This window comes from Bittarella massiliensis (ex Durand et al. 2017) (assembly GCF_017566145.1).
In the GTDB taxonomy this organism is placed as follows: domain Bacteria; phylum Bacillota; class Clostridia; order Oscillospirales; family Ruminococcaceae; genus Bittarella; species Bittarella massiliensis_A.
The window spans coordinates 43,515-59,705 of sequence record NZ_JABFCL010000014.1 but is presented as its reverse complement, the minus strand read 5'-3'; the positions used below and the strand labels follow the sequence as shown (position 1 = coordinate 59,705).

Sequence of the window (16,191 nt, the reverse complement as noted above, 5' to 3'; positions counted from 1 at the left end):
CAGTCGGGGTGCCGCTCCCGTTACAGGGTGCTCTTTCGCACCGTTAGCGTGTGGCGGAGGCACTCGCTCTCCACCGGCTGCCCCTTGATTTTCAGCAACAGTTTTTCGGCGGCTTTGGCACCGATGCGGTATAGCGGCTTGGACATGGTGGTCAGCCCGGGATAGGTGGCGGTGGCCAGGACACTGTCCTCCAGAGAGAGGATGGCGCAGTCCTGCGGCACCCGCACCCCTCGGTTTTGCAGGGCGTGCTGCACCCCCAGCGCCTGCCCGTCGCAGACGGTGACAATGCCGGTGGGGCCGTAGAGTTCGTCGGCCAGGGAGTAGCCCAGGGCAAACCCGGCCTGATAGGTGTTGGGGCCGGTGAGGACCCGCAGGCGGGCGCCGGTGTCCTTTAGGGCGTCGGCACAGCCCTTGTTGTAGGCCATGTCAAACCCGGGAACGGTGACCAGCACCACCGTTTTGGCCCCCTTTTGCTGCAGGTAGTCCGCCGCCTCCCGCGCCGCATCGTAGCGGCTGGAGTAGACTGCGGGAAGCCCTGCCCGGGGGAAGCACTCGGCCAGTACGGCGGGTAGGCCGCTGGCCTCGGTCTTGCGCTGGGCCTCTTCGCTCAAGTGCAGGCCCAAAACGGCCCCTGCGGCCCCGGTGGAGATCATTTCAGGGAGCACCCGGTCCAGGTAATCGGCGTCTGTCTCGGCGCAGTAGAGGAGCACCGGCACCGAGGCGGCGCTGGCGGCGTCGCAGGCCCCGCCGGCCAGGATGTTCCAAACCGGGGACATGATGTCCGAGACCACCAGGGCGATGGCGCCGGTCCCCTTGCCGGAGAGGGCGCGGGCGCTGAGGTTGGGGCGATACCCCAGCTCTTCGGCCGACTGCCGCACCCGCGCCTTGGTCGCCGCGGAAATGCTGGGGGAATCGTTGAGGGCGCGAGAGGCGGTGGAGATATTGACCCCCGCCAGCTTGGCCACCTCCTTCAAGGTTGCCACGGGCACTCCTCCTTTCTCTAGAAACAGTTGCACATTTGTGCAATCAGTTGCATTCTGTTCAAAGAATACTCTTTTTTTGCATTTCCTGTCAAGGGGCCAACCTGCGTTTTTTTAAAGAAAAGGATAAAATCGGCATATTTGTCGGAAAGGCATGGGCTTTTTTGTGAAAATATGTATTGACAAAGGGAAGGGCAGAGTGATAAAGTTGACAAGAATAAAAATTGTGAAAGTTGTGCAATCGGTTGCGCAACCGGTGAGGAGTTGTATTGCACGTGACCAATCAAAAGAGGAGGAGCGTGACGGCTGTCTTTGTCATCGTTTTTATGATGGCATTTGCTCTGTCCGGCGGAATGTTCAGCACCGCCCTCCCCAAAATCATTGAAACTTACAACCTGTCTCTGGAGCAGGCCTCCCTCTTCTCCATTTTCCAAAGCGGGGGAATGCTGCTGGCCAACTGCTTTACCGCCCTGGTGGTGGACAAATTGGACAAAAACAAGATGCTGGGCGTCATGTTCCTGCTGATGGGCGGCTTCCTCTTCTGCATTGGCTCGGTGCCCCCCTTCGTGCTGATCCTGATGCTCTTTGTCCTCATGGGCATTGTCTCCAATGTGGTCAACAACGCCTGCTCCTCCTATATGTCCGACCTCTACGGCGATCGGCGGGCCCGTTACATCAGCATCCTCCACGCCTTTTTCGGCCTGGGCTCCCTGATGGGCCCCCTCTTCATCGGCCAGCTCACCCGGATGGGCTTTGTCTGGAACAACGCCTACACCACCCTGGGCCTGGTGATCATCTTCATCTCGGTGGCCTACTTCCTGACCATGTTGGTCATCAAGCGCCCCATCCCCGAGGTGCAGAACATCGACGACTCGGGCAAACGGCTGAAAACCCCCTATAAAAAGATGCTGCGCTCCCCCAAAATGCTCTCCCTCTGCGCGGTGAGCTTTCTCTACGCCGGCTTTCAGGTGTACAACACCTGGCTGCCCACCTATCTGAACAACAAAAATCCCGATCTGTTCCCCATCTCCTTTTGCTCCACAGTGGTGGCCTGCTTCTCGGTGGGAATGATCGTCAGCCGGCTGATCAACGGCTACATCTCCAAATTCATCTCCGCCCGCAACTACATCACCCTGGTGAGCATCTGCTCTTCCGGCGTGTTGGTGACCGGGCTGCTGCTGGATCAAAAGTACCTCTGGCCGGTGGTGGGCTTTTTGCTGGGGCTGCTGACTGGCGCCATCTACACCGCCCAGTTTGTCATGGCCTGCGAGTACTTTCCCCGCTTCTCCGCTTCGGCCACCGCCTTCACCGGCTTTTCCTCCGCCATCGGCGGGATGTGCTTCAACGCCCTGGCCGGACAGGTGGCCCAGAAAGTCAACTTCCTGGCGGCCATGTGCATCCCGGTGGTCGCGCTGCTCATCACCTTCCTGGTGCTCATCACCACCAAGCGAATCGTAGAGCGGGCCGACAGCGGCGAGGGCGAGGAGACCCCGGCCGCCCAGTAAACCCCGTTTTTTCCCGCAGCCAATGGCGGCGGGCCACCCCGCTGCGTTTTTTGCCGGCGGGAGAGAGTAGGAGTTGAACGAATCCGTGAGCAACAAAAAGCGCCGCACCATCGCGGCCATCTACGTCATCACCTTTATGGCGGCCTTTGCCCTCTCCAGTGGGCTGTTCAGCAACGCCATGCCCCGCATCATCGAGGGGTACAAACTGACCTTTGACCAGGCGTCCCTCTTCTCCATCTTCCAGAGCGCCGGCATGATTTTGGCCACCGCCCTCACTGTACTGGTGGTGGATCGGCTGGACAAGAACAAGGCCCTGGGGCTGATGTTTTTGCTGATGGGCGGCTTTTTGGTCTGCATCGGCATGGCGCCTCCCTTTGTGCTGTTGCTGGTGGCCCTCTTTTTGCTGGGGACTGTCTCCGGCGTGCTGGACAACGCCTGCGCGGCCTACATCTCCGACCTGTTCGGGGATGAGCGGGCCAAGTACATCAGCATCCTCCACGCCTTTTTCGGTCTGGGCTCGGTGCTGGGACCGGTTTTTATCGGCACCCTCTTCCAGATGGGCTTTGAGTGGAATACCGCCTACACCACCTTCGGCCTGGTGGTGGTCTTTCTGGCCTTGGCCTACTTTGTCACCATGGCCGTCATCAAGCGGCCTGAACCCGCTGTCTCCGGGGTGGACGAGACGGGGGTGCGGGTGAAGATTCCCTACAAAAAAATCGTCACCTCCCCCCAGATGCTGGTTCTCTGTGGCATGGCCATCTTCTCGGCGGCCACCCAGGTCTTTAACACCTGGCTGCCCACCTACCTCAACAACAAGGACGCCCTGCTTTACCCGGTGTCCTTCTGCTCCACCATCATGGCATGCTATTCGGTGGGGATGATCATCAGCCGGCTGCTCAACGGCGCCATCCTCCGCGCCCTCTCCCCCCGCAAGTACATCATCACCATGACCTTTTTGGGGGCGCTGGTACTGGGGGCGGGGCTGGCCATCGACCAGAAGCTCCTCTGGCCGGTGGTGAGCTTTCTGCTGGGTCTGCTGATCGGCGCCATCTACACGGTGCAGATCATCATGGCCTGCAGCTATTTCCCCCAGTTCTCTGCCACCGCCATCTCCTATGCGGGGCTGGCCTCCTCCATCGGAGGAATGCTCTTTAACGCCCTGGCCGGCCAGCTGGCCCAGCGGGTCAACTTCCTGTCGGCCATGTGCATCCCCGTGGCGGGGATGGTGGGCACCTTCCTGCTGATGGCCCTCACCCGCCGGGTGGGCAGCCACACCGAAGCGGCGAGCGAGTAATCCCTTTTCTTCTAAAATCTTCACCGGGCGTCCCCCCGCATCTATTTGCGGGGGGACGCCTTTTTGCGCCGGAAGGGGGCTGATTGTAAACTTTTTAAAAAGGTCCCTTTTTTGTCTGGAAAATCCATTGACGGGAGGGGGGGAGACACGTACAATAAACAGGTGACTGACCAGTCAGTCACCTGTTTTGCCCCTGGGGCCTCTGCCCGGCGCGCCCGCCTGCGGCTTTGCGCCGGACCCCCGCCCCTGCGGCAGAGCGCCACAGCCCGAAAGGAGCGCGCCTATGCTTTCTAAATTCAGTGTCAAAAAACCGTTGACTGTCTTTGTGGCGGTCATTTTGGTGATGTTGATGGGGGTCATCTCCTTTACCAACATGCAAACAGACCTGCTTCCCAGCCTGGATCTGCCCTATGTGGCGGTGATCACCGCCTATCCCGGGGCCAGTCCGGAGAAGGTGGAGCAGGCGGTGACCAAGCCCCTGGAGAAGGGGCTCTCCACCACCAGCGGCATCAAAGAGGTGCAGAGCATTTCCAGCGAGAACACCAGCATGGTGATCCTGCAGTTTGCCGACGGCACCAACATGGACAGCGCCATGATCGACCTTAGCGGCAAGGTGGACCTGGTCAAGGGCCAGCTGGCCGAAGGGGTGAGTACCCCCACCCTGATGAAGATCAACCCCGACATGCTGCCGGTGATGATCGCCGCGGTGGACGCCGACGGGCAGGACGCCGAGGCCCTCTCCCAACTGGTGAACGAGACGGTTCTCCCGGCGATGGAGCGGGTAGACGGGGTCGCCTCGGTGAGTGCCACCGGCGTGCTGGAAAAGGAGATTCAAGTCACCCTCGACCAGCAGAGAATCGACGCCCTCAACGACAAGATGCTCGCCCAGATCGACGCCAAGCTGGCCCAGACCAAGGCCCAGCTGGACCAGGGAGAGGCCCAGATCAAGGCCGCCCGGGAAAAGCTGGACAGCGAGAGCGCTGCCCAGGCCAAGCAGCTGGCCGACAGCGCCGCCCAGCTCTCCGACGGCAAGGCCCAGCTGACCCAGGGCCTGACCTATCTGGACACCACCATCGCCCAGACCAAGGCCCAGAGGGAGCAGCTTCTCGCCCTGCGGCAGAGCTTGCAGGCCTTCCTCGACGGGGGCGAGCAGGCGGGCCCGGAGGCGGAGGCGGCTCTGACCGCCCTGGTGCAGAGGCTGCAGGACGCCGGCGTTCTCACCCAGCAGGAGGCACAGGCCCTGCTCGCCGCCCTCACCCAGCAGGGCGGGCAGCTGGCCCAGCTGTTGGGCGGGGTGTTGACCAAGTTGGACGAGGGGATCGCCGCCGCCGACAGCGGCCTACAGCAGATGGAGGCCCAGAGAAGCCCCCTGGCCGATCAGCTGGAAGCCCTGGCCCCGGCCGAGACCCAGCTGGAGACAGGGAAGATGCTCTTTTCCCAGAAGATCGCCCAGGCCCAGGGGCAGCTGGACGCGACCGCGCAGCAGTTGAGCCAGGGCCGCGCCCAGTTTGAGGAGGCGGAGAAGGCCGCCTACCAGACCGCCGGCCTTGCCGGCAAGCTGACGCCCCAAACCATTCAGAGCATTCTGGCGGCGGAGAATTTCTCTATGCCCGCCGGTTCCCTCAACGAAAAGGGGGAGAAATACGCCGTCAAGGTGGGCGACACCTTCTCCAGTGTGGAGGAATTGGCGGGTCTGGAACTCTTCACCGTCGACCTGGAGGGTATCGGCACCGTCAAGCTGTCGGACGTGGCCGACGTGGCCTTTGCCGACAACCGGGACGAGATGTACGCCAAGATCAACGGCAACGACGGCATCCTCCTCACCTTCCAAAAGCAGAGCACCGCCTCCACCTCCCAGGTGTCCGCCGACATCCGCGCGGCCATGACCCAACTGCAGGAGGAGCACAGCGGCCTGCACCTGACCGCCCTCAACGACCAGGGGGTCTACATCGACATTGTGGTGCAGTCGGTCCTGCAAAACCTGCTCATGGGTGGGGCGCTGGCCATCCTCATCATCCTCCTCTTCCTGCGCAACTACCGGCCGACCCTGGCCATTGCCGCCAGCATCCCCATCAGCCTCCTCTTCGCGGTGGCGCTGATGTACTTCTCGGGCGTCTCCCTCAACATCATCTCCCTGGCCGGCCTGGCTCTGGGGGTGGGGATGCTGGTGGACAACAGCATCGTGGTCATCGAGAACATCTACCGCCTGCGGGGCGAGGGGATGAGTGCGGCCCAGGCGGCTGTGCGGGGTGCAGTCCAGGTGGCGGGGGCCATTGCCGCCTCCACCCTGACCACGGTCTGCGTCTTCCTGCCCATCGTCTTTACCCAGGGCATCTCCCGGGAGCTGTTTACCGACATGGGCCTCACCATCGCCTACTCCCTGGTGGCCAGCCTGATCGTGGCTCTGACGCTGGTGCCGGCCCTCTCCTCCAAGCTGCTGCGCAAACCCGACCAGACCCAGCACCGGCTCTTTGACCGGCTTGTGAAGGGGTACGCCCGGCTGCTGGACAAAGCCCTTGCCCACCGGGCGGCAGTCCTCTGCGGGGTGGTGGCGCTGCTGGTTGTCAGCGGCATCGGCGCCACCCAGATGGGCACCGCCTTTATCCCCGAGAGCGACACCAACCAGATCAGCGTCACGGTGGAGATGCCCCCCGAGACCACCACCGCTGAGACCCGCGCCATGGGCGACCGGGTGGCCGCCATTGTCGGCGACCTGCCCGGGGTGGAGACGGTGGGCGCCATGGAGGGCGGCGGCATGATGAGTTCTAGCGGCAGCGGCAGTGTCAGCATGTACGTCATCCTCTCCGAGGGGAAGCGGCCGGACAGCGGCCGCATTGCCCAGCAGATCAAAGACGCCACCGCGGGCCTCGCCTGTGAGGTCACCGCCCAGAGCTCCATGGGGGATATGTCCTCCATGGGCGGCTCGGGCCTCACGGTGCAGATCCAGGGCGACGACCTGGACACCCTGCGCCGGGTGGGCCAGGAGGTGGCCGCCCTGATGGAGGAGACCGAGGGCACCCAGGACGTGGAGGACGGCTTGGAAAACCCGGCCTATGAGGTGCGGGTGAGCGTTGACAAGAACAAGGCCATGGGCTATGGGCTCACAGTGGCCCAGGTCTACCAGGAGGTGGCTGCTGCCATCCAGTCCGAGACCACCGCCACCACCCTCTCCCTGGAAGACGGCGATTACCCTGTTGTGGTGGTCAAGGACCCGGAGGCGGCCCTCAACCGGGCCACCCTGGGCGATCACCGGCTCACCGTCACCAAGGGCGGGGAGGAGACCGACATCCCCCTCTCGGACATCGCCGAGATCAGCCAAGGGGAGGGGCTCTCCTCCATCCGCCACGACGGACAGGTGCGCACCCTCTCGGTCAGCGCCCAGATCGACACCGAGCACAACATCGGCCTGGTGAGCCGGGAACTGCAGTCCAAGTTGGACAACTACCAGCCCCCTGCCGGCTACACGGTGGAATTGGTGGGGCAGACCGAGACCATCAACTCCACCCTCGTTGAGCTGCTGAAGATGGTGGGCCTCGCCATTGTGCTGATCTACGGCATTATGGTGGCCCAGTTCCAGTCGCTGCTCTCCCCCTTCATCGTCATGTTCACCATCCCCCTGGCCTTTACCGGCGGCCTGCTGGCCCTCTGGCTCTGCGGGATGGAGATCAGCGTCATCTCCATGCTGGGCTTTTTGGTCCTCTGCGGGGTGGTGGTCAACAACGGCATTGTCTTTGTCGACTACGTCAACCAGCTTCGGCTGGCGGGCACCCCTTTGCGCAGGGCCCTGGTGGAGACCGGCGTCACCCGCGTTCGCCCCATCCTCATGACCGCCCTCACCACCATTCTGGGATTGGGCACCCTGGCGCTGGGGATCGGCACCGGTGCCGACATGCTCCAGCCCATGGCGGTGGTCACCATCGGCGGCCTGGCCTACGCCACCCTGCTGACCCTCTTTGTGGTACCCATCCTCTATGACCTGTTTCACCGCCGCAAAAAGGGCGGCGAGCGGATGCCCGCTGGCGGGGAGGAGGTAGAGCTGTGACCTACGGCAAAAAGGAGATCGCCATCTTCGAGGGGGTGCGCAAACTGGCCCTGGAAGGGGCCGATCTGCGGGCGGTTAAGGCCGATGACATCGCCCGGGCGGCCGGTCTGGGCAAGGGCACCCTCTACAACTACTTCTCCTCCAAGGAGGAGATCATCTCCCACACCGTTCTCTACGACCTCTTTCGCCAGATGGATGAGGTGTTGGCGGCGGTGGAGGGGGCCCGGGGCTTTTTGAACAAGTGCCGGGCGGCCCTCACCCGGCTGGGAGAGGGAGCCCGCCAGTCCATGGGACCCTTTCAGCTGCTCCTCCTCTACGGCGGCGTCCCCGATTGGAAGGGGATGGCCCAGGCCTTTTCCAGCGAGATGCAGGCCCGCCGCACCCAGGTGGAGGAGCTGGCCTGGCAGCTGGCCTGCCTGGGGGCGAAGGAGGGCCTCTTCCCCCAGCCCACCGACCGGACCTATGTCTGGCGGGTGTTCACCAGCGCCACCATGGGGTTTCAGCAGCTGGACTGCGCCCCCTGCATGCAGGAGCGCCAGCCGCTGGACGAGGCGGTGGAGGAGGTCTGCCACCTGCTGGTGAAGGCCCTCTCCTAAAAAGCAATAGAAAAATCCGGGAGCCCCGTCTGTGGGGCTCCCGGATTTTTGCGCTGTGGGATATTACGGGGAAAAGGGCTCTGCCTGCCGAATGTGGGGATCGTCTAGGGAGAAGCGAATATAGCCCTGGCGGCCGTGTCGAAGCAGTCCTCCCAACTGCCGGCAATGCTGACGATCGGGGAGCGGGGGGACAGGGCGATCTCCTCCTACTCCTGCCACTGGCTGCCGTCAAAGGGGAGGCGGGCCAGGCGACCTGAGACCTCCAGGTAGACCCATTGCTCGCCCCAGTTGAGGAGGGCGACGCTTTTCCCCTCTCTTTTGGGCGGGGTTCCTACCCCTCTTCGATCACCCGCAGGATGTCACCCATATAGGGCAGGCTCTTGATCCAGTCGCAGAGGAGGTGCCACTCGTCGAGCTTGTGGGACCGGCGGGCAAAGTACATCCCCACCAGGTTTTCGTAGTTGAGGGTCACGGTGCGCAGCTGGTTGTAGCTTTCGGGCAGCAGTTGGATCATTGAGTACCAGCAGGTCTTGTCCTTGCCCGCCAGATAGTCCTGCCGCAGCTGTTCCAGAAGGGCGATGACCCCGTCCAGGCAGGACAGGGTGCGCTCGTCCATCCGGTCGCAGCTGAAATCCTTTCGCGAGAAGGGTTTGGCGTGGATCTTGTGCATGGTGGAGGTGGAGTTGGCCACCGTGCCCACCTTGTAGGTGTCAAACTCCTTCCACCAGTAGAGGGGGGCGGTAATGTCCACCGAGACAAAAATTTGGCGGATAAACTTGCGGTGGTCGCTGCCCGAGCGGCAGAGCCGCAGCGCCAGAGAGAGGTCGTTTTCCCCCAGTTGGTAGCTCCCGTCTTCGCCGTAGCAGCTGTCGCTGCGCCCCCAGCTGTTCATGGGGTTGCGGGCGCCCCGCATGGCGTTTTCCCAGTTCATCACCGCAGTGCGTTCCAATAAGATCATGGCCGTATCCTCTCCGTTTCTCCGCCGCCCGTCAGGCCGCGCGCTTGTTTCCCCCTATTATACTGTGTTTTCCGCCCCAGCGCAAAGGCGTTTTTGGAGGGGGAGAGGCAGACACCTTTCGCGGGGTGGGGGAATAGGCTGGTGTGCGTGTGAAACCGGCGCAGGCCGCGCGCCCGCTCCCCAAACTTCCACCGCAAAAGGAGGAACCCCATTTGGCTACTGGACAACTGAGCTTTTCTGTCTCAACGGCGCAGCAGGCGCTGCCGGTGGAGGCCGTTCAGGTGGTGATCACCAAGGTGTCCGCGGGACAGGTGGTCTACGACCAGACCCTGATTACCGACGAGGACGGAAATACCCCCGCCATTGACCTGGAGGCGCCCGACAAGGCCCTCTCCCTCGACCCCGGCTACGAGGGCTTTCCCTACGAGGTTTACGACGTGCAGTTTCGCAAGGAGGGCTATGTCCCTGCCGAGGTGCGCGACATTCAAATTTTTGCCGACACCCTAGCCGTACAGGTGCTCGAGATGATCCCCGACGCCACCGGCAACTACACTGGCCCCCGGCAGGTGAGCACCGTTCCCCAGCACCAGCTGACCTGCGAGCACCCCTGCTACTCCACCGCACCGGCGGAGAGCACTGTGGAAAACCGCATTTTGCAGGTGCCGGTCATCCCCACCAACATCACCGTCCACCTGGGCCGGCCCAACAACTCCTCGGCTGAAAACCTGACGGTGCCCTTCAAGTACTACATCAAAAACGTGGCCTCCAGCGAGATCTATCCCACCTGGCCGGAAAACGCCCTTCGGGCCAACATCTACTGCCAGATCTCCCTGGCCCTCAACCGGGTTTACACCGAGTGGTACCGCAGCAAGGGCTATAACTTTCAGATCACCAACTCCACCCAGTACGACCAGTACTTTGTGAAAAACCGCAATATCTTCGACAACATCAGCAAGATTGTGGATGAGATATTCAACGTCTACATCCGCAAAAACAACCGGGAAGAACCCTTTTACGCCGAGTACTGCGATGGCCGGCAGGTCACCAACTGCCCCGGCCTCAAGCAGTGGGGCACCGTGAACCTGGCCAACCAGGGGTACAGCCCCATTCAAATTCTGCGCTACTACTACGGCAGTGGGGTGGCCCTTCACGAGTCCAACAACATCCGCGACATCCCCCAGTCCTACCCCGGCACCCCACTGCGGGTGGGCTCCACCGGCACCAACGTGGCCATCATCCAAAACCAGCTCAACCGCATCCGCCGCAACTTCCCCTCTATCCCCCTGATTAACCCGGTGGACGGGGTCTTTGGCCCCTCCACCGAGGCGGCCGTCAAGGCCTTTCAAAAGAGCTTTAAACTCACCCAGGACGGGATCGTGGGCAAGGGGACTTGGTACGAGATCTCCTATATCTACGTGGCGGTGAAGAAACTGGCCGAACTGGGCAGTGAGGGGGAAGATGTGGATGTGCCCGACACCCCGCCCTCCTCGGTCCTCAAAGAGGGGGATACCGGCGTCGGCGTTCAAGCTGTGCAGTATATGTTGCGGGTGGCCGCCCAGTTCTTTGCCGAAATCCCCGATGTGGACATCGACGGCGTCTTTGGCCCCATCACCAAAAATGCGGTGAAATCCTTCCAGAGCTACTTCGGCCTCATCCCCGACGGCATCGTGGGGCAGGCCACCTGGCAGCAGATGATCGACATCTACAAGCAGGTGGAGCCCGATGTGCCCGGCGACGGCTGCACCTGCAAGTCCTACCCCGGCACCCCGCTGCGGCAGGGCTCCACCGGCACCAGCGTCAGCGACCTGCAGTACTACCTCAACGCCATCGGAGTGGTCAACACCCTGATCCCCCAGCTGGCGGTGGACGGTATCTTTGGTTCCGGCACCACCCAGGCCGTGCGGGCCTTTCAGCAGCTCTTCGGGCTGTCGGTGGACGGCGTTGTCGGTCCCGCCACCTGGGCGGAGGTCTGCAACCAGTTTTGCAACCTGCCGGCCAAACCGCCCTGCCCACCCTATCCCGGCGGGGTCTACCGCAGGGGCAGCACCGGCAACGCGGTGCGCAACATTCAGTTTATGTTGGGCGTTATCGCCCTCAAATACCCCCAGATTGCCCGGGTCACGGTGGACGGCATCTTTGGCGCCGCCACCGAGGCGTCGGTGCGCACCTTCCAGCGGGATTTTGGCCTCACCGTCGACGGGGCGGTGGGCCAGGCCACCTGGACACGCATGTGCGAAGTTTACGCCACCGTGTAGCGCTCCGCCCGGCCCTCGGGCCGGCGGGCGCTCTCAATATATAACAGAGGTGAATTGACTATGTCTAGTTGTGTCTGCAAACCCTATCCCGGCTATGTAATCGGCGTGGGCTCCTCCGGCAGTATGGTCAGCAATATCCAGTACTACCTCAACGCCATCAAAACCAGCCTTCCCACCATCCCTGCGGTGACGGTGGACGGGGTCTTTGGATCCGCCACCGAGCGCTCGGTGGCCGCCTTCCAGCGGGCTGTCGGCCTGGCCGCCGACGGCAAGGTGGGCGCTGCCACCTGGTTTGCCCTCTGCCGCAAGCTCTGTGTCGAATCGGTCCACCCGGTGGCCAAACCCTGGCCCGGCAGCGTCTACCGCCAGGGCAGTTCCGGCAGCCCGGTGCGGGACATCCAGCTCTATTTGAGCAACATCGCCGAGAAGTTCCCCAACGTCCAGCGCGAGCAGGTGGACGGGGTCTTCGGCACCACCACCGACTACTCGGTGCGCATCTTCCAGCAGGAGTTCGGCCTCACCGTCGACGGTGCGGTCGGCCGCGATACCTGGAACAAACTCGTCGAGATCTACAATACCCTGTAAATTGCCGGTCAGCCTGCCTTTGGCAGCAGCCAGAGCCCCCGAGAGATGCGGTTTTTCGCCCACTCGGGGGCTCTTTTGCGCCTGCTCGTCGGCGGTGACAGGGCGGGGAAAAGGTGCTATACTAAAAGACAAAAGAAGCGGGTCGCTCCGGCCCGGCAAAAAGGAGACCGCCATGCGCTACCACCTGCTGCGAAACCCCGGCCACAACCGGGTCTATTTAAAGGAGTCCACCGCCCTCTGCCTGGGGGAGCTGGCCCTCGCCGTCCGCTCATTTGCCAGCCCCTGCAGCCCTCCCGCGCCGGAGGAATTGGGCGGCGCCCCTGCCCTGGTGCTGGAGAGCGAGGCCCCTCTCGGGGAGGGGGAGTTGGAACGGCTTTTTGACCTCTCCTTTTGCTATGCCGTTTTTGTCGGCGAAAACGGGGCCCTGCAGGCTCTTGACCGGCCGGTAGCCCCCTATTTGGGGGAGGAGATCAGCACCATCCTCAAGTACCCGGGCAAGACAAACGAGCTCTTTACCCGCTTTCTCATCAACCTGGCCGCCAGCTCCAGCGCCTTTGCCGGGCAGCGGGGGCTGACCCTGCTGGACCCGGTGGCGGGCCGGGGCACCACCCTCTTTGAGGCGCTGCGGCTGGGGTACAGCGCTGCCGGGGTGGAGATCTCACCCAAGTCGGTGCAGGAGTGCGGCGGCTACCTGAAAAAGTATCTGGAACAGGCCCGCTGCAAGCACACCCTGCAAAAAGACCGCCTCTCCGGGCCAAACCGGTCCTTCACCGCCCAGCGCCAGCGCTTTGAGCTGGCGCGCAGCAAGGAGGAGTACGCCGACCCTGCTGCCCGCTGCGCGGTGACCTTGATTGCCGGGGATTCGGCCTACACCGATCGCTATTTCCCCAAAAACCACTTTCACCTGCTGGTGGGTGACCTGCCCTATGGGGTGGCCCACGGCAACCAGGCCGGCGGCCGTCCACAGGGGCGGGGAAATCCCACCCGCAACCCCAGCGAACTGCTGAGAGCCTGTCTGCCCGGCTGGCGACGGGTGCTCAAACCCGGCGGGGCGATGGCCCTGTCCTGGAACACCTTTGTCCTCCCCCGCCCACAGCTGGAGGAATTGGTGGAGGCCGCCGGGTTTGCCGTGCTGCGGGAACCGCCCTACGACAGCTTCTGTCACCGGGTGGACCAGGCCATCCGCCGGGATGTACTGGTGGCCCGCAAAGAGGGGTGAGGGAAGGGCCGAAAGGCCGTCCGTCCCTATGAGGAGGAGATGTCTGTGTCTGTCAAACTGTCCGTCTTGATTGAAAACCGAACCCTGTCCCCCCAGCTGCAATGTGAAAACGGCTTTTCCGCCTTTGTGGAGGCGGGGGGCCACCGCATCCTCTTTGACACCGGGGACAGCGGCGCCTTTCTGCAAAACGCCCGCGCCATGGGGGTGGATCTGGCGCGGACTGAGGCGGTGGTGCTCAGCCACGCCCACTTCGACCACTCCCGGGGATTTTTGGCCTGGCGGGAAAACTGTCCGGCGCCAGAAGCGCCCCTCTACATCCACCGCTACTTTTTCACCCCCAAGTACTGGGATCAGGAGGTGTCCTACTACTACGTGGGCAATGCCTTCGGACAGGAGTGGATCAACGAGAAAAAGGTCCCCTGTGCCATGGTCAGCCGGAGCGTTCACCCCCTCTTTGAGGACGCGCCCATCTACCTGCTCTCGGGGTTCGAGCGGGTCTGCCCATTTGAGCAGCCCGATCCCACCGCCCTGATGATGCTCGGCGGGGAGTACTGTACCGATGACTTCCGGGAGGAGATGGCCCTGGCCATTGACGACGGGGAGGGGCTGGTGGTGATCTCCGGTTGCAGCCACTGCGGGCCGGTGAACATCTGCGAGAGCGCCCGCCGCCGGCTGGGCAAGCCGGTCAAAGCCTTTGTGGGGGGGACCCACCTGGTGGCCTGCGACGAGGAGCGGGCCCGGCAGACGGTGGAGTGGTTTGCCGCCAGCGGCATCCCCTTTGTGGGGGTCTGTCACTGCACCGGGGAGGAGGGGCTGGCCCGATTTGCCGAGGACTGCCCCCAGAGCCAGGGCCTGGCCACAGGGTCGGTGTTTGAACTGTGAGAAGAGAGGCGCGCGCTGCGCTGAAAAAGGAGGAATTCCTGTGATCTACAAACTGTACGGAGACACCTATGCCGTCCGCTTGGAGCGGGGCGAAGAGGTGGTGGCCTCCATCGCCGAACTCTGTGAAAAAGAGGGGATTCGAGCCGGCACTGTCCAGGGGCTGGGGGCTGCCGATGACGCCACCGTCGGCCTGTACAGCATTGCCGAGAAGAGGTACTACCCCACTGAACTGAAAGGGGATATGGAGATCACCGCCCTCATCGGCAACATCTCCCGCCAGGAGGGGGCGGACGCGCCCTATCTCCACCTCCACATCACCCTGGCAAAGGCCGGTGGGCAGGCGGTGGGCGGCCACCTGAACCGGGCGGTCATCAGCGCCACCGGCGAGCTGTTTGTCCGCAAGCTGCCGGGGATTATCGGCCGCTTTGCCGACCCGGAGACCGGTCTCAACCTGACCCGGTTTGATTGAGTTTTTGTCAATACCAAAAAGAGCGCCGCGGCCGAGGGGCCAGGCGCTCTTTTGGGTTGGGCTTTTAGGCTGGTTCTTCATCTTTTTGCGGGGGCAGGGGTGCGATGGGGCCGGGCACCTTGTAGTCATCGGGGTCCAGGGGCATCCCCTTTTCCTGTAGCCGCCCGCGGACAAAGACCTTAAAGAGGGTGTAGATGACCGAGAAGGCGGGCACCCCGACGATCATCCCCAAGGGACCCATGAGACCGCCGCCGATGACGATGGCCACCATCACCCAGAAGGCCGAGAGGCCGGTGGACTGACCGAGGATCTTCGGCCCAAGGAAGTTGCCGTCAAACTGCTGCAAGGCGATGACGAAGATCACAAACCAGATGCACTTGATGGGGTCGGCAATGAGGATGATGAAGGCCGAGGGAACCGCCCCGATAAAGGGGCCGAAGAAGGGGATGATGTTGGTGACCCCGACGATGACGCTCACCAGGGGGGCAAAGGGGATGTTGAGCAGAGAGGTCCCCACAAAGCAGATGAGGCCGATGATGAGGGAGTCGTTGATCTTGCCGATGAGAAAGCCGCCGAAGGTGCGGTGACTCAAGGCGGTGACGTAGACCAGCTGGTCGGCATGCTTGCGGGAGAAGAGGGAGTAAACCACCCGCTTGGTCTGGGAGCAGAATTTCTCTTTTGAAAAGAGCAGGTAGACCGAGGCCACCACCGACACCAGGGTGTTGACGACGAAGCTGCCGATGGAGATGGAGACACTCAGCAACTGCGGGAGGGTGGACTTCAAGAAGTCCAGTGCCTGGGACCACAGCCCCTCCCAGGACTGAAAGAGGTCGGTGATCTTGGCCGGGTCGATGTTGTAGCGCACCAGGGTGTCGCGGACAAAGGCTTCAATGGCGGCGAGGCCATCGCCGCTCTGGTTGATGAGGGTGCGCACGCTCTCCACGATCTGGGGGATGATGAAGGAGATGAAGAGGGTCACCAAGGCTAGCCCCAGCAGGTAGACGATGGCCACCGCCACCGCCCGGCGGACGTTCTTCTTCTCGATCTTCTGCAGCCAGCGGCGCTCGATCAAATTGAGGGGGGAGGAGGCGATATAGGCGATGCCAAAGGCCGCAATAAAGGGGGAGAGCAGGGAGATCAGCGCCCGAAAGAGGGAGGCGATCTCTTTGAAGTTGGCAAAGAAGGCGAAGAGCAGCACGCCGGAGAGCACCACCAACATGTTGGGCAGCGCCCGGTAGAGGATGTGATAGGCCCGTTTTTTATTCATGTGTCGGCCGCCTTTCCCGTGAATTTCCCCGGGCGGCGGGCCCGGGGAAGAAGGTCTCTTTTAGTATAAAGGATGAGACGGCAAAAAACCATCGCATTTTTATGAAGAATTGCCGTCAGATCACATGGGGGCGGTTTTC

12 protein-coding genes are annotated in these 16,191 nt (G+C 62.6%); 9 read left to right on the top strand and 3 right to left on the bottom strand.

Annotation, left to right across the window (positions count from 1 at the left end; genetic code table 11):
- Nucleotides 1-20 precede the first annotated feature (20 nt).
- Nucleotides 21-983 carry a LacI family DNA-binding transcriptional regulator gene (locus HJY11_RS11955; RefSeq protein ID WP_208076185.1) on the bottom strand — a complete coding sequence of 321 codons (963 nt, stop codon included), beginning with the start codon at nucleotides 981-983 and terminating at the stop codon, nucleotides 21-23.
- Between the two features lie 272 nt (nucleotides 984-1,255).
- Here HJY11_RS11955 and HJY11_RS11950 point away from each other — a divergent pair, with 272 nt between their 5' ends.
- The 4 genes from HJY11_RS11950 to HJY11_RS11935 all read left to right on the top strand — a co-directional run bounded on the left by HJY11_RS11950 (nucleotide 1,256) and on the right by HJY11_RS11935 (nucleotide 8,417).
- Nucleotides 1,256-2,485 (top strand): MFS transporter, encoded by a 1,230-nt coding sequence (locus tag HJY11_RS11950; RefSeq protein WP_208076184.1) that lies wholly within the window; start codon nucleotides 1,256-1,258, stop codon nucleotides 2,483-2,485.
- Nucleotides 2,486-2,558: 73 nt separating this feature from the next.
- Nucleotides 2,559-3,779 carry an MFS transporter gene (locus HJY11_RS11945; protein ID WP_208076183.1) on the top strand — a complete coding sequence of 407 codons (1,221 nt, stop codon included), beginning with the start codon at nucleotides 2,559-2,561 and terminating at the stop codon, nucleotides 3,777-3,779.
- Nucleotides 3,780-4,062: 283 nt separating this feature from the next.
- Entirely contained in the window at nucleotides 4,063-7,821 is a 3,759-nt protein-coding gene (locus HJY11_RS11940) for an efflux RND transporter permease subunit (RefSeq protein WP_208076182.1), read from the top strand.
- A complete protein-coding gene (locus HJY11_RS11935; protein WP_208076181.1) occupies nucleotides 7,818-8,417 on the top strand; it encodes a TetR/AcrR family transcriptional regulator in 600 nt (199 codons plus the stop codon). The genes HJY11_RS11940 and HJY11_RS11935 overlap by 4 nt, the downstream gene beginning before the upstream one ends.
- 331 nt (nucleotides 8,418-8,748) lie before the next feature.
- Here HJY11_RS11935 and HJY11_RS11930 read toward each other — a convergent pair whose 3' ends face one another.
- The gene (locus HJY11_RS11930; RefSeq protein ID WP_208076180.1) at nucleotides 8,749-9,375 is read right to left on the bottom strand and encodes a hypothetical protein; all 627 of its coding nucleotides are present in this window, start codon (nucleotides 9,373-9,375) and stop codon (nucleotides 8,749-8,751) included.
- Between the two features lie 212 nt (nucleotides 9,376-9,587).
- Between HJY11_RS11930 and HJY11_RS11925 the strand changes: the two genes are divergently transcribed.
- From HJY11_RS11925 to HJY11_RS11905, 5 genes are all read left to right on the top strand, one after another.
- Nucleotides 9,588-11,630, top strand: coding sequence for a peptidoglycan-binding domain-containing protein (locus HJY11_RS11925; protein ID WP_208076179.1), 2,043 nt, complete (start codon nucleotides 9,588-9,590; stop codon nucleotides 11,628-11,630).
- A gap of 60 nt (nucleotides 11,631-11,690) precedes the next feature.
- The gene (locus tag HJY11_RS11920) at nucleotides 11,691-12,215 is read left to right on the top strand and encodes a peptidoglycan-binding domain-containing protein (RefSeq protein WP_208076178.1); all 525 of its coding nucleotides are present in this window, start codon (nucleotides 11,691-11,693) and stop codon (nucleotides 12,213-12,215) included.
- A 172-nt stretch (nucleotides 12,216-12,387) separates the two neighbouring features.
- Nucleotides 12,388-13,434: a TRM11 family SAM-dependent methyltransferase gene (locus HJY11_RS11915; RefSeq protein ID WP_208076177.1), complete on the top strand. Its 1,047-nt coding sequence runs from the start codon at nucleotides 12,388-12,390 to the stop codon at nucleotides 13,432-13,434.
- 45 nt (nucleotides 13,435-13,479) lie between these two features.
- Nucleotides 13,480-14,316, top strand: a complete 837-nt coding sequence (locus HJY11_RS11910) for an MBL fold metallo-hydrolase (protein ID WP_208076176.1) — start codon at nucleotides 13,480-13,482, stop codon at nucleotides 14,314-14,316.
- A gap of 40 nt (nucleotides 14,317-14,356) precedes the next feature.
- Nucleotides 14,357-14,785 carry a PPC domain-containing DNA-binding protein gene (locus HJY11_RS11905; RefSeq protein ID WP_208076175.1) on the top strand — a complete coding sequence of 143 codons (429 nt, stop codon included), beginning with the start codon at nucleotides 14,357-14,359 and terminating at the stop codon, nucleotides 14,783-14,785.
- A gap of 64 nt (nucleotides 14,786-14,849) precedes the next feature.
- Here HJY11_RS11905 and HJY11_RS11900 read toward each other — a convergent pair whose 3' ends face one another.
- Nucleotides 14,850-16,052: an AI-2E family transporter gene (locus HJY11_RS11900; protein ID WP_208076174.1), complete on the bottom strand. Its 1,203-nt coding sequence runs from the start codon at nucleotides 16,050-16,052 to the stop codon at nucleotides 14,850-14,852.
- Nucleotides 16,053-16,191 lie beyond the last annotated feature (139 nt).